General features: G+C 59.3%; 29 protein-coding genes. 18 read left to right on the forward strand and 11 right to left on the reverse strand.

Annotation, left to right across the window (positions count from 1 at the left end; translation table 11 throughout):
* Positions 1-75: 75 nt before the first annotated feature.
* Together GO499_RS16010 and GO499_RS16015 are read left to right on the forward strand one after the other, a co-directional pair.
* A complete protein-coding gene (locus GO499_RS16010; RefSeq protein ID WP_161863117.1) occupies positions 76-570 on the forward strand; it encodes a pseudoazurin in 495 nt (164 codons plus the stop codon).
* A gap of 156 nt (positions 571-726) precedes the next feature.
* Positions 727-2,127, forward strand: a complete 1,401-nt coding sequence (locus GO499_RS16015; protein ID WP_284154782.1) for an MATE family efflux transporter — start codon at positions 727-729, stop codon at positions 2,125-2,127.
* On the opposite strand, the gene GO499_RS16020 is transcribed toward GO499_RS16015, so the two are convergent.
* Both GO499_RS16020 and GO499_RS16025 read right to left on the reverse strand, forming a co-directional pair.
* Positions 2,117-3,445, reverse strand: a complete 1,329-nt coding sequence (locus GO499_RS16020; protein ID WP_161863118.1) for a GH1 family beta-glucosidase — start codon at positions 3,443-3,445, stop codon at positions 2,117-2,119. The two genes, GO499_RS16015 and GO499_RS16020, sit on opposite strands and share 11 nt — an antisense overlap.
* A 2-nt stretch (positions 3,446-3,447) precedes the next feature.
* The gene (locus tag GO499_RS16025; RefSeq protein ID WP_161863119.1) at positions 3,448-4,488 is read right to left on the reverse strand and encodes a substrate-binding domain-containing protein; all 1,041 of its coding nucleotides are present in this window, start codon (positions 4,486-4,488) and stop codon (positions 3,448-3,450) included.
* Positions 4,489-4,698: 210 nt separating this feature from the next.
* On the opposite strand from GO499_RS16025, the gene GO499_RS16030 reads away from it, so the two are divergent.
* The 10 genes from GO499_RS16030 to GO499_RS16075 all read left to right on the forward strand — a co-directional run bounded on the left by GO499_RS16030 (position 4,699) and on the right by GO499_RS16075 (position 13,678).
* Complete coding sequence (locus tag GO499_RS16030) at positions 4,699-6,060, forward strand: ABC transporter substrate-binding protein (RefSeq protein WP_161863120.1); 1,362 nt, start codon at positions 4,699-4,701, stop codon at positions 6,058-6,060.
* Positions 6,061-6,133: 73 nt separating this feature from the next.
* Entirely contained in the window at positions 6,134-7,135 is a 1,002-nt protein-coding gene (locus tag GO499_RS16035) for a carbohydrate ABC transporter permease (RefSeq protein ID WP_161863121.1), read from the forward strand.
* The gene (locus GO499_RS16040) at positions 7,135-8,286 is read left to right on the forward strand and encodes a carbohydrate ABC transporter permease (RefSeq protein WP_161863122.1); all 1,152 of its coding nucleotides are present in this window, start codon (positions 7,135-7,137) and stop codon (positions 8,284-8,286) included. Before GO499_RS16035 ends, GO499_RS16040 begins: the two co-directional genes overlap by 1 nt.
* A complete protein-coding gene (locus tag GO499_RS16045) occupies positions 8,286-9,938 on the forward strand; it encodes an alpha-glucosidase (RefSeq protein WP_161863123.1) in 1,653 nt (550 codons plus the stop codon). The genes GO499_RS16040 and GO499_RS16045 overlap by 1 nt, the downstream gene beginning before the upstream one ends.
* Before the next feature lie 57 nt (positions 9,939-9,995).
* Positions 9,996-11,087, forward strand: coding sequence for an ABC transporter ATP-binding protein (locus GO499_RS16050; protein WP_161863124.1), 1,092 nt, complete (start codon positions 9,996-9,998; stop codon positions 11,085-11,087).
* 100 nt (positions 11,088-11,187) lie between these two features.
* Positions 11,188-11,547 (forward strand): ArsR/SmtB family transcription factor, encoded by a 360-nt coding sequence (locus GO499_RS16055; RefSeq protein ID WP_161863125.1) that lies wholly within the window; start codon positions 11,188-11,190, stop codon positions 11,545-11,547.
* On the forward strand, positions 11,525-11,989 hold the full coding sequence (locus GO499_RS16060) for an SRPBCC family protein (protein ID WP_161863126.1): 465 nt from the start codon (positions 11,525-11,527) through the stop codon (positions 11,987-11,989). The genes GO499_RS16055 and GO499_RS16060 overlap by 23 nt, the downstream gene beginning before the upstream one ends.
* Before the next feature lie 174 nt (positions 11,990-12,163).
* Positions 12,164-12,274: a VOC family protein gene (locus tag GO499_RS19795; protein WP_284154783.1), complete on the forward strand. Its 111-nt coding sequence runs from the start codon at positions 12,164-12,166 to the stop codon at positions 12,272-12,274.
* Between the two features lie 46 nt (positions 12,275-12,320).
* Positions 12,321-13,010, forward strand: coding sequence for a 6-phosphogluconolactonase (gene pgl / locus GO499_RS16070; protein ID WP_161863127.1), 690 nt, complete (start codon positions 12,321-12,323; stop codon positions 13,008-13,010).
* Complete coding sequence (locus GO499_RS16075; RefSeq protein ID WP_161863128.1) at positions 13,010-13,678, forward strand: RluA family pseudouridine synthase; 669 nt, start codon at positions 13,010-13,012, stop codon at positions 13,676-13,678. The genes pgl and GO499_RS16075 overlap by 1 nt, the downstream gene beginning before the upstream one ends.
* A gap of 6 nt (positions 13,679-13,684) precedes the next feature.
* On the opposite strand, the gene GO499_RS16080 is transcribed toward GO499_RS16075, so the two are convergent.
* On the reverse strand, positions 13,685-14,656 hold the full coding sequence (locus GO499_RS16080) for an endonuclease/exonuclease/phosphatase family protein (protein ID WP_161863129.1): 972 nt from the start codon (positions 14,654-14,656) through the stop codon (positions 13,685-13,687).
* Positions 14,657-14,772: 116 nt separating this feature from the next.
* On the opposite strand from GO499_RS16080, the gene hslV reads away from it, so the two are divergent.
* Positions 14,773-15,333: an ATP-dependent protease subunit HslV gene (hslV, locus tag GO499_RS16085; RefSeq protein WP_161863130.1), complete on the forward strand. Its 561-nt coding sequence runs from the start codon at positions 14,773-14,775 to the stop codon at positions 15,331-15,333.
* Between the two features lie 40 nt (positions 15,334-15,373).
* Here hslV and GO499_RS16090 read toward each other — a convergent pair whose 3' ends face one another.
* A complete protein-coding gene (locus GO499_RS16090) occupies positions 15,374-15,757 on the reverse strand; it encodes a DM13 domain-containing protein (RefSeq protein WP_161863131.1) in 384 nt (127 codons plus the stop codon).
* Positions 15,758-15,913: 156 nt separating this feature from the next.
* On the opposite strand from GO499_RS16090, the gene hslU reads away from it, so the two are divergent.
* The 3 genes from hslU to GO499_RS16105 all read left to right on the forward strand — a co-directional run bounded on the left by hslU (position 15,914) and on the right by GO499_RS16105 (position 20,028).
* Positions 15,914-17,221, forward strand: a complete 1,308-nt coding sequence (gene hslU, locus GO499_RS16095) for an ATP-dependent protease ATPase subunit HslU (RefSeq protein ID WP_161863132.1) — start codon at positions 15,914-15,916, stop codon at positions 17,219-17,221.
* A gap of 89 nt (positions 17,222-17,310) precedes the next feature.
* Positions 17,311-18,798 carry a DUF2125 domain-containing protein gene (locus GO499_RS16100; RefSeq protein WP_161863133.1) on the forward strand — a complete coding sequence of 496 codons (1,488 nt, stop codon included), beginning with the start codon at positions 17,311-17,313 and terminating at the stop codon, positions 18,796-18,798.
* Positions 18,799-18,804: 6 nt separating this feature from the next.
* On the forward strand, positions 18,805-20,028 hold the full coding sequence (locus GO499_RS16105) for an MFS transporter (protein WP_161863134.1): 1,224 nt from the start codon (positions 18,805-18,807) through the stop codon (positions 20,026-20,028).
* On the opposite strand, the gene GO499_RS16110 is transcribed toward GO499_RS16105, so the two are convergent.
* Positions 20,012-20,626, reverse strand: a complete 615-nt coding sequence (locus GO499_RS16110; RefSeq protein ID WP_161863135.1) for a Smr/MutS family protein — start codon at positions 20,624-20,626, stop codon at positions 20,012-20,014. The two genes, GO499_RS16105 and GO499_RS16110, sit on opposite strands and share 17 nt — an antisense overlap.
* 15 nt (positions 20,627-20,641) lie before the next feature.
* Positions 20,642-21,307 (reverse strand): Tim44/TimA family putative adaptor protein, encoded by a 666-nt coding sequence (locus GO499_RS16115; RefSeq protein ID WP_161863136.1) that lies wholly within the window; start codon positions 21,305-21,307, stop codon positions 20,642-20,644.
* 117 nt (positions 21,308-21,424) lie between these two features.
* Between GO499_RS16115 and GO499_RS16120 the strand changes: the two genes are divergently transcribed.
* Positions 21,425-21,922 (forward strand): FxsA family protein, encoded by a 498-nt coding sequence (locus GO499_RS16120; protein WP_161863137.1) that lies wholly within the window; start codon positions 21,425-21,427, stop codon positions 21,920-21,922.
* A gap of 41 nt (positions 21,923-21,963) precedes the next feature.
* Positions 21,964-22,467: a protein-export chaperone SecB gene (gene secB / locus GO499_RS16125; RefSeq protein ID WP_161863138.1), complete on the forward strand. Its 504-nt coding sequence runs from the start codon at positions 21,964-21,966 to the stop codon at positions 22,465-22,467.
* A gap of 70 nt (positions 22,468-22,537) precedes the next feature.
* Here secB and dnaQ read toward each other — a convergent pair whose 3' ends face one another.
* Genes dnaQ through GO499_RS16150 form a run of 5 tightly spaced genes read right to left on the reverse strand, consistent with a single transcriptional unit; the run spans position 22,538 to position 26,069 of the window.
* Positions 22,538-23,227, reverse strand: a complete 690-nt coding sequence (gene dnaQ / locus GO499_RS16130) for a DNA polymerase III subunit epsilon (RefSeq protein ID WP_161863139.1) — start codon at positions 23,225-23,227, stop codon at positions 22,538-22,540.
* The gene (gene coaE, locus GO499_RS16135; RefSeq protein ID WP_161863140.1) at positions 23,220-23,816 is read right to left on the reverse strand and encodes a dephospho-CoA kinase; all 597 of its coding nucleotides are present in this window, start codon (positions 23,814-23,816) and stop codon (positions 23,220-23,222) included. The genes dnaQ and coaE overlap by 8 nt, the downstream gene beginning before the upstream one ends.
* Positions 23,816-24,652: a shikimate dehydrogenase gene (locus GO499_RS16140; RefSeq protein WP_161863141.1), complete on the reverse strand. Its 837-nt coding sequence runs from the start codon at positions 24,650-24,652 to the stop codon at positions 23,816-23,818. The genes coaE and GO499_RS16140 overlap by 1 nt, the downstream gene beginning before the upstream one ends.
* The gene (locus GO499_RS16145) at positions 24,649-25,254 is read right to left on the reverse strand and encodes a Maf family protein (RefSeq protein WP_161863142.1); all 606 of its coding nucleotides are present in this window, start codon (positions 25,252-25,254) and stop codon (positions 24,649-24,651) included. The genes GO499_RS16140 and GO499_RS16145 overlap by 4 nt, the downstream gene beginning before the upstream one ends.
* The gene (locus GO499_RS16150; RefSeq protein ID WP_161863143.1) at positions 25,251-26,069 is read right to left on the reverse strand and encodes a pyruvate, water dikinase regulatory protein; all 819 of its coding nucleotides are present in this window, start codon (positions 26,067-26,069) and stop codon (positions 25,251-25,253) included. The genes GO499_RS16145 and GO499_RS16150 overlap by 4 nt, the downstream gene beginning before the upstream one ends.
* Between the last annotated feature and the right edge of the window lie 24 nt (positions 26,070-26,093).

The following is a 26,093-nucleotide window of genomic DNA, read 5'->3' on the forward strand; positions in this document are numbered from 1 at the left end:
GTTTCCGATCCGTTACTTTCCTGCTGCGTTTCTTCCGTTATCTAGAGCGCAGAGATATCCGAGGGAGATAGCCGAATGAAACTGACACGCCGTGAACATCTTGGTCTGATTGGCTCCGCATTTGTGGTGACGGCCAGCGGTTTACCGCTGGCTGCACGGGCAGAACCGAAAACGATCGAAGTGATGATGCTGAACAAGGATCCGGACGATCCCTCTCAGCGGATGGTCTTCAAGCCGGCGGTCGTGCGGGCCAATCCGGGAGACACGATCCGTTTCGTTTCTGCCGACAAGAACCACAACACCGAGTCGACGGCCGGAATGCTTCCGGAAGGTGGCGAGGAGTGGCGATCCAAGCTCAACGAGGATTTCGATGTCACTGTCAGTTCCGACGGTACCTACGGATTTCACTGCACGCCTCACAAGGCGCTGGGAATGGTGGGCCTGATCCTTGTCGGTGATGCCATGGTCAACTTCGAGGAGGCGAGGGGCGTGCGTCAACGCGGCAAAGCCAAGGCACGATATGAGGACTATTTTACACAGGCCGAGGAAATGCTGAAAGGTGAATCCTGACGCCACCGGCCACGACAACCAAGCCTCCAACGAAGCCCCGGTTCAGCCGGGGCTTTTTGCAATGAAGGCGTACGATTGCCATGGAGGTTGTTTTCTACTAGAGGGTTGGGTCCGGCCCCGGCGGCCGGAACCTGCCATTTTCAGAGAGCAAGCTGCTTGACCGTCGCCGAGACAGTACCGCCCCCGATTCAAGACCCGAGCTGGCCCGGACATTTCCGCGCAACCCTGAAACTTGGGCTGCCGCTGATCGGTGTGCAACTGGCGCAGATGGCCATTCATGTGACCGATACGGTGATGATCGGCTGGCTGGGAGCGGAGGATCTGGCCGCGAGCGTGCTGGCAACGCAGCTTTTCTTCGTGGTCTTCATCATTTGCACCGGCTTCGCCCACGCATTGGTGCCCCTCGCCTCGGCAGCGGCGGCGCAACACGATGCCCGGGGCGTGAGGCGTGCGACGCGGATGGGCATGTGGGCAGTCATGGGCATGGCGTTGATACTGGCGCCGGTGCTGTGGTTCTCGGATGCGCTGTTGCGGTCACTGGGGCAGAATCCGGAACTGACGATCATTTCGCAGGATTACTTGCGGATCGCCTTTCTCGGGATATTCCCGACGGTGATCGTGGCCGTTATGCGCAGCTACCTGGCAGCGCTCGAACGTGCGGGGATCGTTTTCGGGGCAACTATATCCGGCGTCGTGCTCAACGCCTTTCTGAACTGGGTGCTGATCTTCGGCAACCTGGGCGCACCGGCACTTGGCATCGAGGGTGCAGCCATTGCCTCAGTTGGTACGGTGCTGCTGACATGCATCGTGCTGGTGATATATGCCCGCTCCAAATCCGACCTGCGGCGATACGCGATCTTCGTGCGGATGTGGCGTCCCGACTGGGAAGCGCTGCGCGAGATATTTCGCATGGGGCTGGCTATCAGTGCGACGTTGCTGGCCGAGGTGGGCCTGTTCGCCGCCGCATCGCTGATGATCGGACGGATCGGCACAATCGAGCTGGCAGCGCATGGCATCGCTCTGCAGGTGATCTCGGTCATATTCATGATCCCGCTTGGTCTTTCATCGGCAGCGACAGTGCGGGCGGGACGGGCCATCGGCCGCCGAGACAGGATCGGGCTGGGCAGGGCCGGAGCGACAGTGCTTCTGCTGGCCCTGACGATCGCGACCCTGGCCGCGGTCTTGCTATGGATCATACCCGTGCCGCTGATCGGGCTGTTCCTCGATGCCGAGACCAATTCGGAAACGGCTGCGATCATTGCCTATGGTGTGCCGCTGCTTGCGGTGGCAGGCGCCTTCCAGATTGTCGATACCTTACAGGTAATCTCTGTCGGCTTGCTGCGCGGCATCAAGGATATCAAGGTTCCGATGCTGATGGCTGTAATCAGCTATTGGGGCGTGGGCGTACCGACCGCCTGGTTTCTGGCCTTTCGCATGGACATGGGTGGCGTCGGTGTCTGGACAGGGCTGGCCGTGGGACTTGGACTGTCATCGTTGTTGTTGACCGGACGGTTCCTGATGCGGGACCGCCTGCACCTGGTGAAGTTCAGCGCTTAAGTCCAGCCGTGAAATCATGCCAGCTCTGCTTGGGTGTGCGTGCCTGGGTTTCAAAATCGACATGGATCATGCCGAAACGCTTGTCGTAGCCGAAGGCCCACTCGTAATTGTCGAGCAGTGACCAGACGAAATAGCCTTTCAGCGGTACGCCGTTGTCGATGGCTTTGCGCGCAGCTTCGAAATGCGCTTCTAGAAAGGCGCTGCGGGCAACATCATCTATGCGGCCATCGGTGCCGATGACATCGGCAGAGGCCATGCCGTTCTCGGTTATGAAAAGTGGTGTGTCGCCGGTGTAGGCGCGGACAACCCTGTTGAGGAATTCGGTAAGACCCTCCGGGTAGATCTCCCAGCCCATTGCAGTTTTGGGCAGCGGTCCGGGGACCGTTACAATATCCCCGAAAAGGCCGCTCTCGCCACTCGTGACGAATTGACGGGTGTAGTAGTTGATGCCCACCCAGTCGACCGGCGCACCGATAGTGGCGAAGTCGTTCTGCCAACCGGCCGGCAGGTGACGTTCCAGACCTGCGAGCGCTGCCTGCGGATACTCCTTGTTAAATACAGCACCGAGGAACCATTGGTTGAACAATGCGTCGTGCAGGGCGGCGGCGGAGTTGGCCCTATCGCTGTCCGCCGCAGGAAATGTGGCCTCGAGGTTGGCGACGAGACCGAGATTGCCGATGCCCTGTGCGCGCAGGGCTTCCACGGCCGTACCGTGGGCAAGCAGGGTGTGATGCATGGCACGTGCCGCGGCGCGAAGATCCCGCAGACCGGGGGCATGATGCCCAAGAAAATGACTGAGCCAAGCAACGCACCAGAATTCGTTGATCGTCGCAGTCGCAGCCACGCGATCGCCGATGCGGGCCATGACGACCTGCGCATAATCGGCAAACCATTTGGCTATATCGGGGTTGCGCCAGCCCCCTCGATCCGCCAACGCCGCCGGCAATTCCCAGTGGTAGAGAGTGGCATAGGGCGCGATGCCACGAGCTAGCAGGCCGTCGACCAGGCGGTCATAGAAATCCAGGCCGTCAACGTTGACTGCGCCTGTGCCTTCCGGAAGTACCCGCGCCCAAGAGGTCGAAAAGCGATAGGCGTCCAGGCCGGCAGCCGCCATGAGATCGAGGTCTTCTTCCCAGCGGCGATAATGATCACAGGCGATCGCGCCATGCTGCCCGCCAACCACATTGCCGGGGCCGGTTGCGAAACTGTCCCAATGGGTCGGGCCGGCACCACCGTGCGCATGTCCCTCGATCTGGTAGGCGGAGGTGGCAGCCCCAAAGAGAAAGCCCTCCGGGAATGAACTGCGGGAAAATTTCATGGCTAGGCTGTCGCCCTTTCATTGGCAAACGGGCCCGGACCGATTGAAGGGCCATCAAGTTGTTCCACTTCCCACAGATCGGTTACCGGGCCGGGTTTGCGTTCCTCGATCAGGTCGATGAGGATCTCGGCCGCGCGCCGCCCGTGCCCCCTTATCGGTGAGCGAATGGAGGCGAAGACAGGACTGTCGCCGCCGTTGGGGAGGAAAGGCAAAGCGTCATCATGGGTAATGACGGAGATGTCACGACCAAGCATGAGGCCCCGTTCCGTGATTGCGCGATTGATACCAAAGGCGATCATCAGACTGGACGCGAGAAACGCCGTCGGTGGGTCGGCGAGGTCCAGCATTTCGTTGGCAGTCTCATAGCCATAGGGCTCTGTCATATCGGAGTGGCGTACCAATTCCGGCGCAACACTCAGACCGGCGGATGAAAGGGCATCGCAGTAACCGGCGTGACGGCGTTGTGCGAAGGTCATACTCTTCATTCCGTTGATCAGCCCGATCCTCCGATGACCGCAATGAATGAAGCGCTCCGTCGCCTGTCGGAAAGCCTTTCGGTTGCGGATATCCACCCAGGAGTATCTCGCTGCATCCTCTCCGCGTCCGTGCGCGACAAACGGCAGGCCCAAAGCCTCCAGAACCTCGAAGCGGCGGTCGTTAGCCAGCGGTGCATGAACGATAACCCCGTCAACATTTTGCGATGCGGCCATGGACTGGTAGGCCTCGATCTCGCGCTCCACCGAGACGACACTGACGATCATGTTGTAGCCACTGCTGCTGTAGACTTCGCCTGCGCCAGCCAGGAAATCCGCAAAGATCGGATTGATCATATCGTGTTCCGCCAGCGGCACGACGTGGCCTATGGCCATGGCGCGGCCAGTCGCCAGCCGTCGCGCCATGGTGTTGGCAGCGTAGCCATGACTTTTGGCTGCGGCCAACACGCGCTTGCGTGTTTCTGCGTTCACCTCCGGATAGCCGTTGAGAGCACGACTCACGGTAGTAGGCGAAAGCTCGAGAAGCTCCGACAATCGTTTCAGGTTCACTCTGCTGCGACCCTCCCAGGACCGTGGGAGGTTAGCCCCGAAGAGCTGTTTCGCGCAACCCTCGGGTGCAACTTCGGTGCGCGCGGCAGTTGACTGACCACGTCGATGGCTTCAAGCTTAGTGTTTCCAAAGCGGTTTGAATGATGGCGTCTGTTTGCGAATCGGGTGCTAATGGTTTTGACTGCAACAAGTCTTTAGGGAGAAAGCACAATGAAAAATATTCTTCTGGGGTGCAGCGCTGCGCTGGCGATTTCGGCAGGCGCCGCCTGGGCCGACAGCCATGTCGACCTGCTCTTCGCCCCCGGCGAGGATGATCAGTTCGACTGGGAGAGTTTCGAAGCGTTGAAGGAAACTCAACTGGATGGCGAGCAATTGACTGTGTTCGGCCCATGGCTGGGGCCGGATCAGGAACTGATTGAAAACGTGCTGGCTTACTTCGCCGCCGCCACTGGCGCCGATGTCAAATATACCGGTTCCGACAGTTTCGAACAGCAGATCGTGATTGATGCGGAAGCGGGTTCCGCGCCCAATGTGTCGGTGTTTCCGCAACCGGGTCTTGCCTCGGACATGGCATCTCGCGGCTTCCTGACGCCTCTCGGCGAAAAGACGGCAGCCTGGGTCGCGGACAATTACGCGGCCGGTCAATCATGGGTCGATCTTGGCACTTATGCCGGGCCTGACGGATCGGAAGCGCTGTACGGGTTCTTCTTCAAGGTCGATGTGAAATCGCTGGTCTGGTATTCGCCCGAGAATTTTGAGGATGCAGGCTACGAAGTTCCGGAGACGATGGAGGATCTGAAAGCGCTGACGGAGCAGATCGCTGCGGATGGAGAGACGCCCTGGTGCATCGGCCTTGGCTCCGGCGGCGCCACGGGCTGGCCGGCGACGGACTGGGTGGAAGACATGATGCTGCGCACGCAGCCCCCCGAAGTCTATGACGGCTGGGTGAGCAATGAGATTCCGTTCGATGATCCGAAGATTGTGGAAGCAATTGAGGAATTCGGGTGGTTCGCCCGGAACGACGATTTCGTGGCCGGCGGCTCCGGCGTTGTTTCTTCTACGGACTTCCGCGACAGCCCCAAGGGTCTCTTCTCGTCTCCGCCACAGTGCTACATGCACCATCAGGCATCGTTTATTCCCGCATTTTTCCCGGAAGGAACCGAAGTGGGCCTCGATGCCGACTTCTTCTACTTCCCGGCCTATCAGGGCAAGGATCTGGGTTCACCTGTTCTGGGTGCGGGCACATTGTTCGCCATCACCAAGGACAGCCCGGCAGCTCAGGCACTGATCGAGTTCCTGAAATCACCGATCGCGCATGAAGTCTGGATGGCGCAGCAAGGCTTTCTGACACCACACAAGGGCGTCAACACGGATGTTTATGCAACCGATACGCTCAAATCCATGGGCGAGATCCTTCTCGACGCCACGACGTTCCGGTTCGACGGATCGGACCTGATGCCGGGCGGTGTCGGTGCCGGTACTTTCTGGACAGGCATGGTGGACTACGCAGGCGGCAAGGATGCCGCGACCGTCGCCTCTGAGATCCAGTCTTCCTGGGAAGCGCTGAAATAAACACCCAGGCGTTACAACACTGGGGTATCCGGCACATCGGGTACCCCCCATAACAGATAAAAGGGAGTTGGCCATGCATCCGGCGTTGCAAGGCGTAATCACAATCATCCTCGGGGTCGGAGGGTGTATCGGCTACTTCTATTTTTCAAATCAGTTGCTGGACAAGGTGATATATCCGGCCAAGGGGCCGAATATCGGGCGCAACATCAACCGTGCGAACATGATCCGGCCCTGGCTGTTTCTTGCTCCCGCGATTCTGGCGCTTGGTCTGTACCTCGCCTACCCGGTGTTCGAGACGTTACGGCTATCGCTGACCGACCGCTCTCAGGGTGGAGCGTTTGTCGGGCTTGCCAACTACAACCAGATGTTTGGAGAACCCAAATTCTGGGAGGCCATGCGCAATAACATGCTGTGGCTGATCGTGGTGCCTGCCGCTTCCACCGCTTTCGGCTTGCTCGCAGCGCAGCTCACTGACCGGCTAAGCTGGGGCAACATCGCGAAGTCCCTGATCTTCATGCCGATGGCGATTTCGTTCGTGGGTGCATCCGTTATCTGGAAGCTTGTGTACGACACCCGACCTGTAGATCAGGATCAGATCGGGGTTCTGAACGCCATATACCTTTCGCTTGGAGGCAGCGAGCCTCAGACCTGGCTGACCAATCCTCCGTGGAACAGCTTCTTTCTGATGGTAGTGTTGATCTGGATACAGACAGGCTTTGCCATGGTTATCCTTTCGGCAGCATTGCGCGGGGTGCCGGAAGACACCATCGAAGCTGCGATCCTTGACGGGGCGTCGCCCATGCAGATTTTCTTCAAGATCAAGGTACCGCAGATCATGGGCACAATCGTTGTGGTGTGGACGACGATAACGCTGGTTGTTCTGAAAGTGTTCGACATCGTCTTCGCGATGACAAATGGCCAGTGGGAGACACAGGTCCTGGCCAATTACATGTACGACAAACTGTTCCGGGCAAATGATTGGGGGCTGGGTTCTGCCAGTGCCATGATCATCATGCTGCTGGTTACGCCAATTCTGGTGTGGAACGTCTACAGTGCCCGGAAGGAGATGCGGTGATGAGCAACATAGCCGGCACCAAATCGTCGCTGACCTGGGTCGTACAGATCTGCACCGCGCTAATGGTGTTCCTGTGGCTGTTCCCGACGGTCGGCCTGTTCGTATCCTCGTTTCGCACCGCCGACCAGATCGCCTCCAGCGGTTGGTGGAACGCGATGTTCCCCACCGAGCAGAACCTGACGCTGCGCGCGGCGGCTGCCGATGCGCAGGTTCAGGTGGGTGATCTATATGTGATCGAGGGCAATCTCTACGAGGACGGCGCCAGCAGCGGCACGATCTCGGTCTGGGGCACGTCCTCCCGCGATATTGCCGCCTATCAGGCAGGCGAGACGGCCGATCTGGAAGAGGACGGGATGCTTACCGTGATGGCCAACGGCGACTACCGGATCGAGAATACGCAGGAGTTCGAGGGTCGGCGTGGCCAGCGGGTTTTCGTTTCAGCAGAAACGCCGCCACAGTTTACGTTGCAGAACTACCGCAACGTACTGTTCGCGGGCAACAACACCGACAACATGGCCAAGGCTTTCTTCAACACCCTGACAGTTACCATTCCAGCGACGATCATCCCGATCCTCGTCGCGGCCTTTGCCGCATATGCCCTTGCTTGGATGGAATTTCCGGGACGGGCCCTGCTGATTGCAGCGGTGGTCGGCCTGCTGGTGGTGCCGTTACAACTGGCGTTGATTCCACTGTTGAAACTTCACAACGAGATCGGGATCGGGAAGGGCTACCTGGGGGTGTGGCTGGCGCATACCGGGTTCGGGATGCCATTGGCGATATACCTGTTGAGAAACTACATGGTCGGGTTGCCGCGCGACATCATCGAGAACGCACGTGTCGACGGAGCAACCGATTTCCAGATTTTTACCAAGATTATCCTGCCGCTTTCCTTCCCGGCCCTTGCGTCTTTTGCCATTTTCCAGTTTCTCTGGACCTGGAACGACCTTCTGGTCGCCAAGGTTTTCCTGATCGACGCGACGGGTGAAACCACGGTGATGACCAACCAGATTGTCGAACTGCTCGGTACCCGTGGCGGCAACTGGGAAATCCTGGCGACTGCTGCATTCGTTTCCATTGCCGTGCCGCTGGTGGTGTTCTTTGCGATGCAGAAATACCTGGTGCGCGGCCTACTCGCAGGATCCGTCAAGTAATGAACTTTGCCCTTCCCGTCGGCCAGCAAAGCGCCGTGACCAAAGACCCGGACTGGTGGCGCGGTGCCGTCATCTATCAGATTTACCCGCGCTCCTATCAGGACAGTAATGGTGACGGTGTGGGAGACCTATCCGGGATCATCCACCGGCTGCCTTATGTGGCGAGCCTCGGCGTCGATGCGATCTGGATTAGCCCGTTCTTCACGTCGCCGATGCTGGATTTCGGTTACGACGTTTCCAACTATCGAGACGTTGATCCGATGTTCGGGTCTCTGGGCGATTTCGATGCATTGATCGAACGCGCGCACGAGCTGGGCCTACGGGTCATGATCGACCTCGTTTTGAGCCACACCTCAAGCGAGCATGCGTGGTTCAAGGAAAGCCGCTCCAGCCGGGACAATCCGCGGGCGGACTGGTATGTCTGGGCTGACGCTAGGCCCGATGGTACACCGCCGAACAACTGGCTGTCGATTTTCGGTGGATCTGCCTGGCACTGGGACGCAGAGCGGTTGCAGTACTATCTGCACAATTTCCTTGTCAGCCAGCCAGACCTGAATTTCCACAATCCCGACGTGCAGAACTCGTTGCTGGATGTTGCCCGTTTCTGGTTGGACCGTGGGGTGGACGGGTTCCGTCTCGACACGATCAACTTCTATTTTCACGACAAGGAATTGACGGGCAATCCAGCATTGGAACCGGGGGAACGCAATGCTTCGATTGCGCCGGCGGTGAACCCCTACAATTTCCAGAACCATCTGCATGACAAGAACCAGCCGGAGAACCTGGAGTTTCTCGAACGATTCCGCTCACTTATGGATGAATACGAGGATATTGCTGCCGTAGGTGAAGTAGGAGATGCACAGTACGGGCTGGAGATCATGGGCCAGTACACCGAGGGCGAAAAGCGGATGCATATGTGCTATTCGTTCGATTTCCTGAGTCCGGAGCATATCGATGGCCGGCGGGTTTCCGAAGTTCTCAAACAATTTGCCGACAAGGCGCCGGACAGTTGGTCCTGCTGGGCGTTTTCCAACCATGACGTGATGCGCCATGCCAGCCGGTGGAACCTCGGGGAACCGGCGGTACGCTGTCATCTGGCCCTGTTGATGACGCTGCGCGGCTCGGCCTGTATTTACCAGGGTGAGGAACTGGGGCTGACTGAGGCATATGTTTCCTATGAGGAATTGCAGGACCCGTATGGCAAGGAGTTCTGGCCGAAATTCAAGGGCCGCGACGGTTGTCGGACACCGATGCCCTGGTCTCCGGAAGGACCGAATGGCGGCTTTACCGACACCAAGCCCTGGCTTCCGATGGCGATGGAACATCTGCCCAAATCCGTTCAGAGTCAGGAAGGCGATCCGAACAGCACGCTGAACTTCTATCGCAACCTCATCGCATTCAGACGGATGCGGAAGGTACTGGCAAAGGGAACAATCACCGTGCTTGATGCCAGTCGCGAAGTTCTGACCTTCACGCGGGACATGGAGGGTGAGGCCTCGATTTTCTGTGCGTTCAACCTGAGTGGCGCGGCACAGGTGGCACATTTGCCGCCGGGGCCGTGGGCAGAAGTGGAAGGCACAGGTTTCACGAGTATGCGGCAGGAGGGCCAGATAACCTTGCCCCCCTTCCAGGCGTTTTTTGCCGAAGGATAATACAAAGCGCCGGGGGCTGAACGCCCCCGCAGAAGGCGCGTCAGGGGAGGAAGACAAATGGCATCAGTTGAGCTGAGCAATGTCAGTAAATCCTATGGCGAGGTGGAGGTTCTGCGGAACATCAATCTCGCCATTGAGCAGGGTGAGCTTGTTGTCTTCGTCGGCCCATCCGGTTGCGGCAAGTCCACGCTTCTTCGAATGATTGCGGGACTGGAAACAATTACCGGCGGAGAACTGCAGATCGACGGCCGGAGGATGAACGAGACACCGCCAGCCCAACGCGGTATCGCCATGGTTTTCCAGACCTATGCGCTCTATCCGCACATGACCGTGCGGGACAACATGTCGTTCGGAATGAAGATCGCAAAGAAATCCAAAGCCGAGATCGACGCGGCGATAGAAAATGCAGCGCGAATTCTGCAACTGGACCAATATCTTGACCGCCTGCCAAAGGCACTCTCCGGCGGCCAGCGGCAGCGGGTGGCAATCGGTCGTGCGATCGTGCGCGATCCGAAGGTATTTCTGTTCGATGAACCCCTTTCGAACCTCGATGCCGCCCTGCGCGTGGCGACACGGATAGAGATTGCGCAGCTTAAGGAATCGATGCCGGAAAGCACGATGATCTACGTGACTCACGATCAAGTGGAGGCGATGACGCTGGCAAGCCGTATCGTCGTGCTTCATGGCGGCGATATCGAACAAGTGGGTGCGCCGTTGGAACTCTACGAGAAACCGCGCAACATTTTCACCGCTCGGTTTATCGGCTCCCCCGCCATGAACATGCTGGCTGGCGTTGTCGAACAGACGGGACCGGAGACCGTAGTAAAGACGGTAGAAGGTGGCCATGTAACGGTGCCCATTGCCTCCAATTCGGCAGACAACGGAGCGAAAGTCAGCCTTGGTATTAGGCCTGAGGACCTGGTGATTACCGATGGGGACACCTTTGCCTATGAGGGCGAGGTGAACATTGTCGAAGGGCTGGGCGAAACAACTGTCCTTTACTTCGATGCTCAGGGTAGCGACGGGGCGCTGGTGGCCAAGATTCCCGGTATAAACGCCTTTTCCAAAGGTCAGAAGGTACGGCTGACCGCCGCGCCGGAGAAATTCCACCTTTTCGACGCTAACGGTCTTTCCTTTCTTCACAGGTAGTTGCGTACGAGCACTAAGGGGTCGTGACGCTGATAGATAAAAGTTAGCCACTCAGCTAAGTTTTTGCTGGTATTCCACGCCATACGGGATACAAAGGCACATGGCTAAGTATGATTCTCTCCTGGACCTGCATTTTACCGCCCTCGGCGATCCCACACGCCGAGCGATCCTTACCCGCCTTGCCCGTGGTGAAGCGACAGTCAGCGAACTTGCCGCGCCCCACGATATGGCGCTGCCATCGTTTCTGGGACATTTGAAGAAACTGGAAGATGCCGGGCTTATCACCTCTCGCAAACAGGGGCGCATCCGCACCTGCACACTTTCACCCGATGCCTTCCTGCCGGTGCAGGACTGGTTGAGCGAGCAGAGAGAAATCTGGAACGGACGACTCGACCGGCTGGACACATATGTAACGCGCCTGATGAAGGAGAAGCAAAATGGAACTCGACCCGAAGACTGACCTGAAACTGGAGCGGACCATCGCGGCCCCGAGGCAACTGCTTTGGGAGTGCTGGACAACACCGGAGCACATCAAGCATTTCTTCGTACCGAAACCTCACAAGGTAACGTCCTGCGAGATCAATCTGCGGGTCGGAGGACGTTTCAACACGACGTTCGACGTAGAAGGCAATGAAATGACTAATGATGGCGTGTGGCTGGAGATAGAAGACGGCTACAAGCTGGCCTTCACCGACAGCTACACCGAGGGCTGGAAACCGAAGGCCGACCCGTTCATGACAGCGATCATTCTGTTAGAAGACATCGACGGTGGCACGAAGTACACCGCAATTGCCCGCCACCGCAGCGAAGAAGCGCGTCAAACACACGAGGACATGGGTTTTTATGATGGTTGGGGTACGGTCGTTGATCAGCTGGAGGCGTATGCCCAGAGCATTGATTGATTAACGCCGATCGGACCGTCGATCTTTGACGGGAGGAGGTGGGATTGGCTTTTTTCGCACGGATATCATGCCCAGAACGGAAAGTGCCGGCCGGTACTCAGGTTCTACCTGTGCCTTCTCCCCGACTGCGAAATTGACGACGCTCAGCGGCTGAATTCCGTTTTTGAAGCGCTGTTGGATGGCGGCAGGGTCTTCATGCTAGCGGACAGCTATGGGTTCAGCTCGCGCTTCGGCTGGCTCGCTGACCGGTTCGGCCTGTCGTGGCAATCGAACCATCCGGGCTGAGAAAAGCGTTTCATGTTGATGCCAAATCCGGTTAGGACTTGGCCTCATGATACCCAGCATACTCCATTACCAGAACCGTGAAGAACAGGCGCTTGATCTGTCAGAAATCGTGTCACGTGAATTGCAGGCCGCGCTGGACACCAACGGGCGGGCAACATTGGCTGTGCCTGGTGGCACGACGCCCGGGGCGTTTTTGACAGCCCTTTCACTGGCCCGACTGGATTGGTCGAAGGTGGCCGTGATGCTGACGGATGAGCGGTTCGTGCCCGAAAGCTCTGACCGATCCAATACCCGTCTCCTGCGCGAGACTCTGTTACAGAATGACGCCGCGGCCGCAAAACTGTTGCCATTTTATGCTGAGGCCGACGAGCCGGAAGACGTGATGGCGACGCTTACTGCCGGTATTGCAGAGCACCTGCCCCCCGATGTCTGCGTACTGGGCATGGGAGAGGACATGCACACGGCCAGTCTTTTTCCCGGTGCGGACAGGTTGAGCGAGGCGCTCTCTCCGAATGCGCCGCCCCTGCTGCCGATGCGGGCACCAGGAGCGCCGGAACCGCGACTGACACTATCGGCCCCGGTTCTGCGCGCCAGCGGCAGCCTGCATATCCTGATCACCGGCTCCGGAAAGCAAGAGGCGCTGGAGAAGGCGATGCAGGATGGACCAGAGGAGGAGGCCCCGATCCGGGCCATTCTCAACGCACCCTCGGCCGTGACCGTCCACTACGCGGATTGATGCACGGCACGTTGCCCACTGGTGTTCCGTACCGACCGCCGGAAGAGCCGCTGCTGATCCTGCACTCGGATGCATCGATACTGATTGTCGACAAACCCTCCGGCCTGCTGTCCGTTCCCGGCAAGGCGGACGGGCTTGGGGATTGCCTCGAAACGCGGTTGCGGGCGATACATCCGGAAACATTGCTCATTCACAGGCTGGACATGGCAACCAGCGGCGTGATGGTTTTTGCCCGCACTCCACTGGCACAAAGACATCTCAACTGGCAGTTTGAGCGACGGCAGGTGCGCAAGACCTACATCGCCCGGGTTTATGGTCATCCGGACACGGATGCAGGCGAAATCAACCTTCCGCTGATCGCCGACTGGCCCAACCGACCGTTGCAAAAGGTGTGTCATGAAACCGGCAAGCCTGCCGAAACACATTGGCAGGTGTTGGAACTGGAACGTGCGGCATCGCGACTGCGTCTGACGCCACGTACCGGCCGCAGCCACCAGTTGCGGGTACATATGCGCGAACTGGGGCATCCGATCCTCGGGGATACGTTCTATGCAAGCGGCGCTGCGCTTGCTGCGGCGGACAGGCTGCAACTGCATGCCGAAACACTGACATTCCGTCACCCCGAAGGTGGGGAATGGATCACGTATGAAGCTCAGACACCCTTCTGAAACCGCTCAGACATCGAGGACAACCCAGGCTGGATCATGATCCGAGCCGTCACCGCCGTGGCGGGTGCGGCGGTCTATGTGGGCAGACAGCAAACTGTCGCGCAATCCGTCGCTGAGCCAGATTTGATCGAACTGCTCATAGCGTGGGAATTCCGGTCCCGGCGGGTTGAAACGATGTGTCCATGTGGCCGATTGCGGGCCTGGACCCTGGCCCGACGTTTCCGGCTTCGGCGGGCGCGTTTCCGCCGCCATGTCGAGTGCGTTGATCATCGGATCACCGTCGATCGTGAACATCGGGGCGAGATCGGCACTTTGGGGTGGATCGTTCATGTCACCTGTCAGCACAAACCTTGAGCCCCGACGCTCCTGCCGTGAGATGATCGCGGCGATCGTTTCGGCCTGCCGCCGACGACGCAGATTGGCAGCGATTGCCCCTGCAACGGGATCTTCGCCGAAGGGCACGAAATGGGATTTCATGTGGGTATTGAACAGGGTCAGGTGCTTGTCACCGTTCGGCCGCAGGATCTCCACCTGAAGAAGGTCGCGCCCGAAGATCCGACGGCTCGGGTCATCCCGGTGCCGTGCTGCCTGATGTGATGTGATTGACCCGAGCGGCAGTCGGGAAAGGACACCGACATCTATCAGCCTCTGATCGTTGCCCTCGACAAGGACTGCCTCAGAGTACATGCCGCCGAGGTGATCACGGTTGAACTGCCGAAGGATCTCGATGTGCTCTACCTCCTGCACTGCCAGAACGTCGGCATTCATCGCCCGGATACGTTCCGCGATCATGGCAGTATCGCCCGGGTCCTTTGGCCGGACCAGCCTGCCCATGAAACTGCGGACACTGACCTGATCTTGCCCGAATGTCAGTTCCAGCCCACCGGCCTCATGCGGAGGCAGAGCCTCGATCTCTGCCTGGAAGTTGTAGCGCGAAAACAGGTTGTTGAGATTGAAAGTACCGATGGTGATCGTCATGTCCGTGCCCTTTTTTGGAAGCTTACCACGGAACCCGCGCAACGCGTGTGACTGCCCGCACATCTGGCATGCGGGGCACAGGCGGACTATATCACGGGGAACTTTGGAGGAATGAGATGAGCGAAAACGCATTTCCCGGCTGGCACGGCACCACGATTGTCGCTGTTCGCAAGGGGGGCAAGGTGGTTGTTGCCGGTGACGGGCAGGTGAGCCTCGGACAGACCGTGATCAAGGGCTCAGCAAAGAAGGTAAGGCGCATCTCTCCGGGCGGGCGCGATGTCGTCTGCGGTTTCGCCGGTTCCACCGCCGATGCCTTCACCCTGCTGGAGCGGTTGGAAACAAAGCTGGAGGCAACGCCTGGGCAACTGGCCCGGGCCAGTGTCGAACTGGCGAAGGACTGGCGGACTGACAAGTACCTTCGCAACCTTGAGGCCATGCTGATCGTCAGTGACGGCACCGACCTGTTTGTCATTACCGGAGCGGGCGACGTGCTGGAGCCGGAACACGACGTCGCTGCCATTGGTTCCGGCGGCAACTATGCGCTGGCGGCGGCAAGGGCGCTGTCCGAAACCGACGCGGATGCCGAGGCCGTGGCGCGGCGGGCCCTGGAGATTGCCGCGGAAATCTGTGTTTACACCAATGGCAACATGACGGTGGAGACGATCATCGGTGCTTGAGCCGGCGCACGGCCGAAACGGACCGTCGGCGCTATCCACATCACTTCAGTATGGCAAGTCCAAGCGGCACGTTGAATCGTTCGCACCAGATCCAGATTTCATTGTAACTCGCAGCGTCTATGGCGGCAGGCACGGCATAGGTCTGGGCACCGCTGTCGCTGGCCAGTGGCGCGAGAAGGGTAGCGGGATCGTAGCCATTGCGGCCGAGCGCAATTTTCGGATCCGGCGCACCATCGAACGAGAAGTCCGCGCCCAATTGGACAGTGAAACTACCACTCTCTTCCACCAGCGATGCCGTGCCGGAGGCCTCATGGCGTGATTTGCCGGTGAAGGTTCCGCTGCGAATCGTGGACGCGGCAAAGCCCACGTTGGCGAGAAGCGGTGAAGCAGCTATGGCGAGTAGAGTCGTGCGACGGCTGAGCATGGCTTTTTCCTTTCACGGATTGCGCCGGAACTATTGCCCGAAGTGAGGCGTTCGCCTATCCCCGCTCACGCACATGTAACGGGGCGTGAGAATTGCGGGTTGTGTTTCAGGCCCGCCTGCATATCTCTGGCCGGAGCTTAAAAAGGACAGGTACCCGTGACAGATCTTACACCACGCGAAATCGTCTCCGAGCTGGATCGCTTCATCGTCGGGCAGTCAGATGCCAAACGGGCCGTTTCCGTGGCGCTGCGCAACCGCTGGCGCCGTCGGCAACTTGGAGAGGATCTTCGCGACGAAGTGTATCCCAAGAACATACTGATGATCGGGCCGACCGGTGTGGGAAAGACGGAGATCAGCAGGCGGCTGGCCAAACTGGCACGCGCACCATTCCTGAAAGTTGAGGCTACAAAATTCACCGAGGTCGGTTACGTGGGCCGCGACGTGGAGCAGATCATCCGCGATCTGGTGGATTCGGCCATCGTGATGGTGCGCGAGTTCCGCCGCGAGGAAGTGACGACGCGCGCCCGGGAAGCTGCGGAAGAACGCGTAATCGATGCGATCGCCGGTGAGGGTGCCCGCGATCAGACTCGCGAAATGTTCCGAAAGAAGCTGCGCGACGGACTCCTTGACGACAAGGAAATCGAACTGGACGTCGCCGATACGACCAACCCGCTTTCGATGTTCGACATTCCCGGTCAACCGGGTGCCAATATGGGCATGATGAATCTCGGCGATATCTTCGGCAAGGCAATGGGCGGTCGCACCCAGCGGCGAAAGTTGCGCGTGTCGGAGAGTTACGAGGTTCTGCTGGCGGAAGAGGCGGACAAGCTTGTCGATCAGGAAAGCGTAGCCAAGGATGCCGTGAAGGCTGTTGAAGAGAGCGGTATCGTGTTTCTCGACGAGATCGACAAGGTATGCGCCCGCGCTGATGCCCGCGGCGCAGATGTCAGCCGTGAAGGCGTTCAGCGCGACCTGTTGCCTTTGATCGAGGGCACAACGGTTTCTACCAAGCACGGACCCGTCAAGACAGACCACGTTCTCTTCATCGCCAGCGGTGCCTTCCACATTGCCAAACCGTCGGACTTGCTTCCAGAACTGCAGGGCCGCCTTCCGATTCGCGTTGAGCTTCGGGCGCTGACCGAGGAAGATTTCGTGCGCATCCTGACGGAAACGGATAATGCGCTGACGCGACAGTATACGGCGCTGATGGCTACGGAGGGCGTGGAAGTGAGTTTCGCTGACGACGGCATCGCCGCGCTTGCACGGATTGCCGCCGAGGTGAACACGGCTGTAGAGAACATCGGCGCGCGGCGTCTCTACACCGTTCTGGAGCGCGTGTTCGAAGAACTCAGTTTCGCTGCCCCCGACAAAAGTGGTGAAGTAGTGGTGGTCGACGCTGACTACGTCGAAAAGCACCTCGGTGAGCTCTCGCGTTCCGCCGACCTGAGCCGATACGTCCTCTGATTGGGCTAAATGTGGTGATTAGCGTTGTTCGACGAGAGCATAATCGTGCTATCTCCGTCGGGCGGTGATTTTCTGAGGACAGACACTTCATGAGACAAATTATTGTTGCTTCAGTCCTGCTGGGCTCCGTTGCATCCCCGACACTCGCTCAGCCCGAGGACGTCCTTTTGGACATGATCGACGATGGCATTGAGGTGATGAGCGAAGACTCCGGGCTGACAATCGGGTCTCGTGAACGGGGAGATGACGGTAGTCTGGTGCTGCGTGACGTGGTGCTGAAACCGGAAGACAACGATGTAACGATCTCCACGGATTTCATCTCCTTTCTGCCCTCGGCGGCGAGGCCGAGCGAAGTCATCGTGAAGATCGCTGATGCCGTGGACATAGTGGTGGAGAAGGAAGGCGAACCGCCGCTCGAGTTGCTGTTGACTTCGGACATGTTCGAGCTTTCCACGGATTGGGTACGTGACATGGCAGGAAGCCCCGTCGTATCCGTGGCCGCCGGGGCTATCGGGATCAAATCGGAGACAGAGTCGCACCCGTTGCTGAAGGGACTGGACCTTTCCCTCAACGATCTTTCGTTCCGCTTCGCATTCGATGCTGACACACGTTCCTTCGATGGAGCTTTCTCGGCCGCGCGGATCGGCGGTCTCTACGATTTCATAGATCCCGAACAGAACCTCAGACAAAGTGGTGAGATCGAATACAGCCAGTACCAGTTTGGGTTCTCCGGTGAGAACATACCCAAGGACGAGACAGGTCTTACTGCCTTCGTCGATCAGGATGGATCGTTCAGTTTCGCCGGCGGTGCCGGACCCACCACATTCGACATCACGGTGGAAACTCCGGACATACCCGTGAGGCTTGCCGGCTCTGCCAATGCTGGAACTTTCGAGGTCTCGCTTAAGGACGGCCTGTTGAGTTACGTGGCGAATTCCGAGGGCTTTGACTACAGGGCGGAAACCATGTCACCGCTGCTGCCATTGCCCCCGTTCGAAATTTCGATGTCCGGGCTTGCGATGGATTTTCGCATCCCGGTGCGCACATCGGATACTACGCAGCAATTGAATGCGGATCTGGCGCTACGCGACCTTGTGGTAAGTGACTCGCTGTGGGGTTTGCTGGATCCGGAAGAAACGATTGCACGGGACCCGGCGACACTGCTCATCGACCTCGGCGCTGAGGTGGTGATCGAGAAGCCGCTGGTGGAGTCTCTCAACAAAGACGGGTCCGAAGACGTGGCCAACCCGATGGAAATCGGTTCCGTCACTTCCGTCGATATCGCAACGGTCAGGTTGAACGCTGGTGGCGCGGAAATCGCGGCAAGCGGGGATCTGACGATCGATAACGATGGCCCGATCCCGATGCCCGAAGGGTCCATTGACATTTCCCTGAATGGTCTTCAGGGCTTGACGCAGGCTTTGGTGGATCTGGGCCTTATCGAACAGCAGCAGATGGGAATGGCAATGGGCATGCTGATGGCCTTTGCGAAACCAGGCGAGGCTGCGGACCAGTTCACATCAACGGTCGAGTTCAAGGATGGCGGGATATCCGCAAACGGTATCCCGATTAAGTAGGTCGAATTGGCTAGACTTCAGTTTCTGAGAGACAACGCGCCCTGGCTGACCGCCGGGGCGCTTCTTACTTTCGGCTCCTCTTTCGGCCAAACCTATTTCATCTCGATCTATTCCGGTGTGTTTCGGGAAGAATTCGACCTGAGTCACACGGCATGGGGCAGCGTCTATGCCATCGGCACGCTGGCTTCGGCGGTGGCGGTCTTGATGCTGGGTGGATTGGCGGACAGATACCGGACCCGACTGTTTGCGACGATTATCATGCTGATGTTCGCCGGTGTGTGCCTCGTAACATCGCGCATCAACGCTGCCTGGGCCCTGCCCTTCGTCATCTTCGGATTGCGATTTTGCGGTCAGGGGATGATGTCGCACATCGCCATGGTTTCGGTCGGACGCTGGTTCGCCGCCGCGCGCGGGCGCGCGGTTTCTATCGCCGCCCTGGGCTTTTCGGCTGGCGAGGCGCTACTGCCGCTGGGGTTCGTTGCGCTGATGGGTGTTGTTGGCTGGCGGGCATCGTGGATGGTCGCGGCGGCAGTGCTGATGGTCATGATCGTGGTATTGCGAATGTTGCTACGCAATGAGCGGCATCCGAAGGGTGAGGCGGAAATCTTTGGGTCTGTCGGCATGGATGGGCGGCAGTGGTCGCGCGGGGATGCGTTGCGACACTGGTTGTTCTGGGTGACGCTGCCGGGCTTTCTGGCGCAACCGGTTTTTGGCACCGCCTTCTTCTTTCAGCAGGTACACCTGACAGAGATCAAGGGCTGGCCGCTGGCCGGGTTCGTGAGCCTGTTTCCGATCTACACCGCATCGTCCGTGGCTTCATTGCTGGTTGGCGGGTGGTTGGTGGACAGGTTTGGCGCAGGGCGCGTGCTGCCGTTCTATCTGCTGCCGCTGGCAGCCGGATTCTGCGTTGTAGCAGCCGCCCCGAGTCTGACCGTTGCGGCGTTCGGGTTGCTGCTGATCGGCCTGATGCAAGGCACCAGTGCGGCGACGGTCGGTGCCTACTGGCCCGAGTATTACGGCACCCGCCACCTCGGAGCTATCAGAGCCGTGGTCAGTGCGTTTCTCGTTTTCGCTTCGGCGCTCGGACCTGCTATTACCGGCTATCTGATTGATTTCGGTGTAGATTACCGCAAGCAGCTGGTCGGAATGGCCGCCTACTGCGTGGTGATGAGCTTCGTGTTGGGCCTAGCGATGGCGGCGACGCGCCGCACTGCTACCGTGACCGTCTGAGGTAGACGTAGTAAGCACCGCCGCCGCCGTGTTTCCGATGAGCGGGCAGGATCTGGACGATCAGATGAGCCGTGACACCCTGATTTAGCCATTGTGGAACGGCATGTCGCAGGATGCCTCGACGGGGGGCGATGGCATCGCTTTCCGGGCCCGGTGTGCGGCCTTTGCCGGTGATCACGAGGACGAGGCGGTGGCCCTGAGCGTGGGATCGCAGGATGAACGAGGTCAGCAGACCATGGGCGCGCTCTGCCGTCATGCCGTGAAGATCGACACGGGCATCGGGCGTCATCCTGCCTTTGCGAAGCTTGTCGTGTGTGCGCCTGTCGGTCCGGATCGGCGAGTCAGAGAGCCGCTCCATCGGATCCGGAGCGAGGTCGAAACGAACTTTCGGTTCCCCTTTCGGGCTGCGAGCAGAGTGCGGAAATGGCGTATGGGTTTGGTATGGTTTCGGTATGGTTTTGGTATGGCTGATATCCACCGCCGGTTTCGACGTTGAATCCGGCAGCTTGTCACCTTTGATCAGCGGCTTCGCCGTTTGGCGAACCTGATCCCAGAGCTCCTGATCCTCGGATGACAGTCCGCGCCGTTTCCGCGCCATACCTCCGCGCCGCTATCAGCCGCCGGTGGCGACGAGACGCCAGTTCGGATCGTCGCTGCCCATGACCCGACTGAACGTCCACTCGTCCTTCTGTTTCTTGATCTCGTTCTTGTCGCCTTCGACGACTTCGCCCTCGGCGTTTTTCACCACGGATGTCAGTTCGCCGACGTAGCGAATGGTGATGTCACCTTCGCGCGTCTCATTGTCGAAAGCGGCGTCGATGATCTTCATCTCACGGATGCCGACAAAATTGGCTTCCACCGTCAACTGCTTGTCTGCACGTTCAAACACCGCGGCTGAGAAGGGCTCGTAGACTTCGGGCGCGAGGAATTGCTCCAGCGTGTCCAGCTCTCCGTTCTCGTAGGCCATGAGAATGATCTCATATGCCTGACGGGCGCCATGGGCGAATTCGCTGACGGAGAAATCTGGTTCCACCCGTTTCATCGCGGCGAAAGCCTTGCCGGCATCGCTCTCCGGGTCGACGTGGTCGGCGATATCGGGATCGGTGCCGCCACCGTCTATCACCTCGAAACCACGTTTGTCCTTCGATTCCGTAGATACGGACTTCGGCTGGGTTGTCGGCTCGAACCCGTCGCGGGTGCCGAGAACATCCCTCAGCCGCAGAACGAGAAACAAGGCGACCCCTGCAAGAACGAGAATCTGTATCAGTTGGGAGCCCATGGATTTCCCTTTTTTGACCTGTTGCGGTGGATGCATCATCGCGTGTTCCTTATGTAAGGTGCTGAGGGCCGCAAGTCCATGCGGACAAATCCGCCCAGCCAGAGAGGTTGAGGAGACATGATTCTATTTCTGCTGTTCGTGGCAGTTCCGATCATCGAGATCGCGCTATTCATCCAGGTCGGCGGTGCCATCGGCCTGTTACCGACTCTGGCGATCGTCGTTCTGACGGCAATTGTCGGCACGCTGCTGATGCGCGTGCAGGGGTTGGCAACACTGAACAGGTTGCAAACGAGCCTGCGTAGCGGCCGAAACCCGGTGGACCCCATCGCGCATGGTGCCCTGATCCTCGTGGCCGGGGTGCTGCTGCTGACGCCCGGGTTTTTCACCGATGCAGTCGGCCTGTTGCTTCTGGTACCGCCGTTTCGCGCAGCCGTCATTCAGGCCGGTGCGGCGCGGATGGCCGGGAAGGTGGCGATGCGCGTTCAGCCGGGGGCACACGGGCCAGGGCCGGAAGCGGCCCGCAGCGCAGATGTGATCGACGGAGATTACACGGTGGAAGAAGAGGACGCGCCTGACGAGTCGCGCGGAAGCTCCGGGTGGACGCGACGCGACTGAGGCGCTAGACGATAGCCCAAGCAACGTGGAGAGGATTTTACATGGCCGAGGAAAATACAAACGGCGCGGCGCCCGAAGCGGCTCAGGCCCCGGCGACGCCCCGTTTGCAAGTGATCACCCAATACATTCGCGACCTGTCGTTCGAGAACATCGCGGTGCAGAAATCCATGAAGGTGGATGGCAGCCCGGAGGTTTCCGTACAGGTGGCGCTGGATGCGAACAAGCGTGACGAGAACGTTTTCGAGGTGATCACCAAGCTGAAGATCGACAGCAAGGTTCAGGAAAACTCCATCTTCATCATGGAACTCGAGTACGCCGGACAGTTTCGGGTGGAAAACGTGCCGGATGCACAGTTGCACCCCTTCCTGATGATCGAATGCCCGCGGATGATCTTCCCGTACCTTCGCCGGATCGTCGGTGACGTGACCCGCGACGGTGGCTTCCCGCCGCTGAACCTGGAGAACATCGATTTCCTGTCGATCTATCGCCAGGAAGTGGCGCGGCGTCAGGCCGAGAAGAAGCCGGAAGGCGCACCCGTTTCCTGAGAACGCGACAAAGGTTGAGTGAGGGGCCGGCCCGTGAGGGCTGGCCCTTCGTGTTTTCGTCTGTCCGCTTTCAGGTCAAGGTTTTCCAGACCGGATTATCGCCCAGCGTCTCGATGAAGGCATCGTGGCGCGCCTTTTCCTCCACCGACAGACGGGACGGAAGCGGTTCGGCGCGGGGTGGCGGCGACCAGTTGGCCGCGGTCATGGCTGCGTCGGTGCCACCGACAACACCGAGAGCGAAATCGGGCTGACGACCACCGATGAGTTCGAGGTAGACTTCGGCGAGGATCTCGGAGTCGAGAAGCGCGCCGTGTTTCTCGCGGGCCGAGTTGTCCACGTTGAAACGGCGGCAGAGAGCGTCGAGCGAATTCTGGGCGCCGGGAAAGCGTCGACGTGCAATTTCCAGCGTATCAACGGCCTGGCCGGGCGGTAGCTGCGTCTTTTCGCACCAGCGCAGCTCGGCATTGAGGAAACGCATGTCAAAAGCGGCGTTGTGAATAACCAGTTTCGCCTCACCGACAAAGTCTAAGAATTCCTGGGCAATCTGATGGAAGCGCGGCTTGTCGGCGAGAAACTCCTCGCTGATGCCGTGAACGGCGAAAGCCTCCTGCGGCATGTCGCGGTCCGGGTTGATGTACTGATGATAGGTGCGGCCGGTAGGAACATGGTTATGCAGTTCGACACCGCCGATTTCGACGATGCGATGGCCTTCCTCGGGGCTGAGGCCGGTGGTTTCGGTATCGAGAACGATTTCACGCATGGGTTTCTTTCGTCAGCGCTTCGATGATGGAGTGTACGGCATCGCGGGCCGGTTCCAACCCCTGCGAGGTGTCGATGATGAAGTCGGCCCGGCGGCGTTTATCGGCGTCTGGTGTCTGGCGGGCAAGGATTTTTCGGAAGGCATCCTCCGTCATTCCCTCTCGGTCGAGAACGCGTTGACGCTGGACGGATGGCGGGGCGGTGACCACAAGAATGCCGTCACAGGCTTGTTCACCGCCGGTTTCGAACAGGAGCGGGATGTCGAGCAGGACAAGCGGCGCATCCGAGGCAGTGAGGAATGCCGCGCGGTGCTCGGCGACCAGCGGATGGATGACGGACTCGATACGGGCCGGCAGGGTTTCGTCGGAGAGAAAGGCCTTTCGGAGGATCTTGCGGTCAACGCCCTTCGCGGTGATGGCGCCTGGCAGGATATCGGCAATGGCGGCAGTGCCCTTTCCGCCGGGGCCATAGAGGGCGTGAACAGTGGCATCGGCATCCCATACGGGCACACCTGCTTCGCGGAAGAAATTCGCCGTCGTCGATTTGCCCATGCCGATGGAGCCAGTCAGGCCGAGGCGGAACGTGGGCATCAGCCGGACAGCACGATCTGGCGCACGGTTTCGTCCACTTCCGGACGGTAACCGAACCAGCTTTCGAAACCCGGTATGCCCTGAAAAAGCAACATGCCAAGACCGTCGACCGTCGGATTGCCGCGTGCACGGGCGTCAGCAAGGATCTGGGTTTCCAGAGGTGTGTAGACCACGTCGGTGACAAGCGCACCTTCCGGTGCGTTTGCCAGCGAAAACTGGAGGTCCGGTTTGCCTGACATGCCGAGGGATGTGGTGTTGACGATCAGGTTGGTGTCTTCCGCGGCATCGGAGGCGCGATTCCAGTCGATGACGCTGATCTTGGCGCCGAACTGGTCGCGCAGGATTTCGGACCGTTGGCGGGTGCGATTTGCAAGACGGATTTCCGGCACACCGGCATTGAGGAGCGAGGAAACCACGGCACGCGAAGCTCCGCCGGCACCGAGGACGAGAGCGGGGCCGTTGCGGACATCCCATCCTGGGGCATTCTGGCGGAGATTTTCCAGAAAGCCGTAGCCATCCGTGTTGTCGGCACTGATCGAGCCATCCTCCCGGAAGGTGATTGTATTGGCCGCACCTATGAGCGAAGCCCTGTCGGAGACGGCATCGGCCATACTGAGGATCGTTTCCTTGTAGGGGATCGTCAGATTTACGCCGCGAAAGCCCAGTTTGGGGAGCGAGCGGATGGAGGACTCGAAATCCTGCGGCCGGATTCCGAGCGGGACGTAGTACCCCCTCAGGTTGTATCGCTTCAACCAGTGGCCGTGGAGCTTGGGCGACAGCGAATGCGCGACTGGCCAGCCGATGACACCGGCAAGGGGGGGCGTTTCGGCTGTCATGACGTCGCGATCCTCCGGGTTCTGAGAAAGGCCAGCACTTCGAGAAGGGGCAGACCGAGAATGGTAAAATAGTCCCCCTGCACGCGGGAGAAAAGTGCCGGTCCGTCCTCCTCCAGCTTATAGCATCCGACTGTGGCAAGCAGGCCATCGCCGTGGCGGGTGATGTAGTCCGCGAGGAAATCGTCGGAGAAATCGCGCATGACAAGCTGGACCTGACCGATGTGGCGCCAGACCGGTTCGCCGCCTTCATAGGCGACAGCAGCGGAGAGCAGGGTGTGGGCGGAATTGCGCAGGGTTCGGAGGATCTCCGCCGCTTCCTGTATCGTTTCGGCCTTGTCGAAAAGGCGGTCGCCCTGCACGAGGACCTGATCTGCACCGATGACCACCGCCTCCGGATGCTTCTGGGAGATCTTTCGGGCCTTCATCTCTGCCAGCGCATCGGCGATGTCACGTGGTTTTGCGCTTTCTGCGACCATCCCGGCCTTCAGGGCGGCTTCATCCACTCTTGCAGGAACGATTTCCGGTTCCACCCCGCACTGGCGCAACATTGTCGCCCGGATGGGTGAGGCGGACGCAAGGATGAGGCGGCGCGGTTCGGTCATGCGGATGCTTTCAGACGGATCAGGTTGCGGATCGAGGCCGCTGTTTCCTCGATGGAGCGGCGGGTTACGTCGATGACTGGAAGATCGTAGCGGGCAAACAGCAGGCGGGCCTCGACGATTTCATCCTCAATGCGCTGCCTGTCCGCATAGGTTTCCACGTCCTCGCGTTCCAGCGACTGCAACCTCTGGGTGCGGACCTGCACCAGCCGCGTAGCGGACACCGTGAGACCTATGACCAGACGTCCGGCCTCGATTGCCTCTATCAGGCTGGATGGCGCCGGACTCTTGTAGATCAGGGGAATGTTGGCAGCCTTTATGCCCTGATAGGCGAGGTAGATGCAGGTCGGTGTCTTGGAGGTGCGGCTGACGCCTGTCAGCACGACATCTGCGTTGCGCAGCCGATCCGGGCTTTGGCCGTCATCGTTCTGCATGGCGAAATCCAGAGCCGAGAGTTTGCTGAAATAGTCGGCGCTGACGATGTACTGTTCCCCCGGTCTGCTGGACGGCTGACAGCCAATGTGACCGGAAAGCACGGTAAGCAATGGATCGAGAAGGGCTACGGCCTGGATGCCATGCCGTTTGCACCTTTCAAGGAGAGCGGAGCGTGTATCATTGCGAACGAGTGTAAAGACGACGATGTCCGATTTCTCCCAAACTTCGGCCGGCAGATTTTCCAGATCCGACGGGCGCCCGATGAAGGAGTAGATTTCCATTTCGAGACGACAGCCCTTGAACTGGCTGGCCGCGGCCTGTGCCGCGAGATTGACCGTTTCACCGGTGGAATCGGAGATGAGCGTCAGCTGTATTTCAGTCATCGCAACCTGCAGGGACGTGCCTGT

This window comes from Algicella marina, assembly GCF_009931615.1.
Taxonomy (GTDB): domain Bacteria; phylum Pseudomonadota; class Alphaproteobacteria; order Rhodobacterales; family Rhodobacteraceae; genus Algicella; species Algicella marina.

What these genes read in the sequence shown, in the direction of transcription:
- GO499_RS16010 (WP_161863117.1), top strand. Translation starts at nt 76, where the DNA reads ATGAAACTGACACGCCGTGAACATCTTGGTCTGATTGGCTCCGCATTT.
- GO499_RS16020 (WP_161863118.1), bottom strand. Translation starts at nt 3,445, where the DNA reads ATGAAATTTTCCCGCAGTTCATTCCCGGAGGGCTTTCTCTTTGGGGCT.
- GO499_RS16030 (WP_161863120.1), top strand. Translation starts at nt 4,699, where the DNA reads ATGAAAAATATTCTTCTGGGGTGCAGCGCTGCGCTGGCGATTTCGGCA.
- GO499_RS16035 (WP_161863121.1), top strand. Translation starts at nt 6,134, where the DNA reads ATGCATCCGGCGTTGCAAGGCGTAATCACAATCATCCTCGGGGTCGGA.
- GO499_RS16040 (WP_161863122.1), top strand. Translation starts at nt 7,135, where the DNA reads ATGAGCAACATAGCCGGCACCAAATCGTCGCTGACCTGGGTCGTACAG.
- GO499_RS16045 (WP_161863123.1), top strand. Translation starts at nt 8,286, where the DNA reads ATGAACTTTGCCCTTCCCGTCGGCCAGCAAAGCGCCGTGACCAAAGAC.
- GO499_RS16050 (WP_161863124.1), top strand. Translation starts at nt 9,996, where the DNA reads ATGGCATCAGTTGAGCTGAGCAATGTCAGTAAATCCTATGGCGAGGTG.
- GO499_RS16055 (WP_161863125.1), top strand. Translation starts at nt 11,188, where the DNA reads ATGGCTAAGTATGATTCTCTCCTGGACCTGCATTTTACCGCCCTCGGC.
- GO499_RS16060 (WP_161863126.1), top strand. Translation starts at nt 11,525, where the DNA reads ATGGAACTCGACCCGAAGACTGACCTGAAACTGGAGCGGACCATCGCG.
- pgl (WP_161863127.1), top strand. Translation starts at nt 12,321, where the DNA reads ATGATACCCAGCATACTCCATTACCAGAACCGTGAAGAACAGGCGCTT.
- GO499_RS16075 (WP_161863128.1), top strand. Translation starts at nt 13,010, where the DNA reads ATGCACGGCACGTTGCCCACTGGTGTTCCGTACCGACCGCCGGAAGAG.
- GO499_RS16080 (WP_161863129.1), bottom strand. Translation starts at nt 14,656, where the DNA reads ATGACGATCACCATCGGTACTTTCAATCTCAACAACCTGTTTTCGCGC.
- hslV (WP_161863130.1), top strand. Translation starts at nt 14,773, where the DNA reads ATGAGCGAAAACGCATTTCCCGGCTGGCACGGCACCACGATTGTCGCT.
- GO499_RS16090 (WP_161863131.1), bottom strand. Translation starts at nt 15,757, where the DNA reads ATGCTCAGCCGTCGCACGACTCTACTCGCCATAGCTGCTTCACCGCTT.
- GO499_RS16100 (WP_161863133.1), top strand. Translation starts at nt 17,311, where the DNA reads ATGAGACAAATTATTGTTGCTTCAGTCCTGCTGGGCTCCGTTGCATCC.
- GO499_RS16110 (WP_161863135.1), bottom strand. Translation starts at nt 20,626, where the DNA reads ATGGCGCGGAAACGGCGCGGACTGTCATCCGAGGATCAGGAGCTCTGG.
- GO499_RS16115 (WP_161863136.1), bottom strand. Translation starts at nt 21,307, where the DNA reads ATGGGCTCCCAACTGATACAGATTCTCGTTCTTGCAGGGGTCGCCTTG.
- GO499_RS16120 (WP_161863137.1), top strand. Translation starts at nt 21,425, where the DNA reads ATGATTCTATTTCTGCTGTTCGTGGCAGTTCCGATCATCGAGATCGCG.
- secB (WP_161863138.1), top strand. Translation starts at nt 21,964, where the DNA reads ATGGCCGAGGAAAATACAAACGGCGCGGCGCCCGAAGCGGCTCAGGCC.
- dnaQ (WP_161863139.1), bottom strand. Translation starts at nt 23,227, where the DNA reads ATGCGTGAAATCGTTCTCGATACCGAAACCACCGGCCTCAGCCCCGAG.
- coaE (WP_161863140.1), bottom strand. Translation starts at nt 23,816, where the DNA reads ATGCCCACGTTCCGCCTCGGCCTGACTGGCTCCATCGGCATGGGCAAA.
- GO499_RS16140 (WP_161863141.1), bottom strand. Translation starts at nt 24,652, where the DNA reads ATGACAGCCGAAACGCCCCCCCTTGCCGGTGTCATCGGCTGGCCAGTC.
- GO499_RS16145 (WP_161863142.1), bottom strand. Translation starts at nt 25,254, where the DNA reads ATGACCGAACCGCGCCGCCTCATCCTTGCGTCCGCCTCACCCATCCGG.
- GO499_RS16150 (WP_161863143.1), bottom strand. Translation starts at nt 26,069, where the DNA reads ATGACTGAAATACAGCTGACGCTCATCTCCGATTCCACCGGTGAAACG.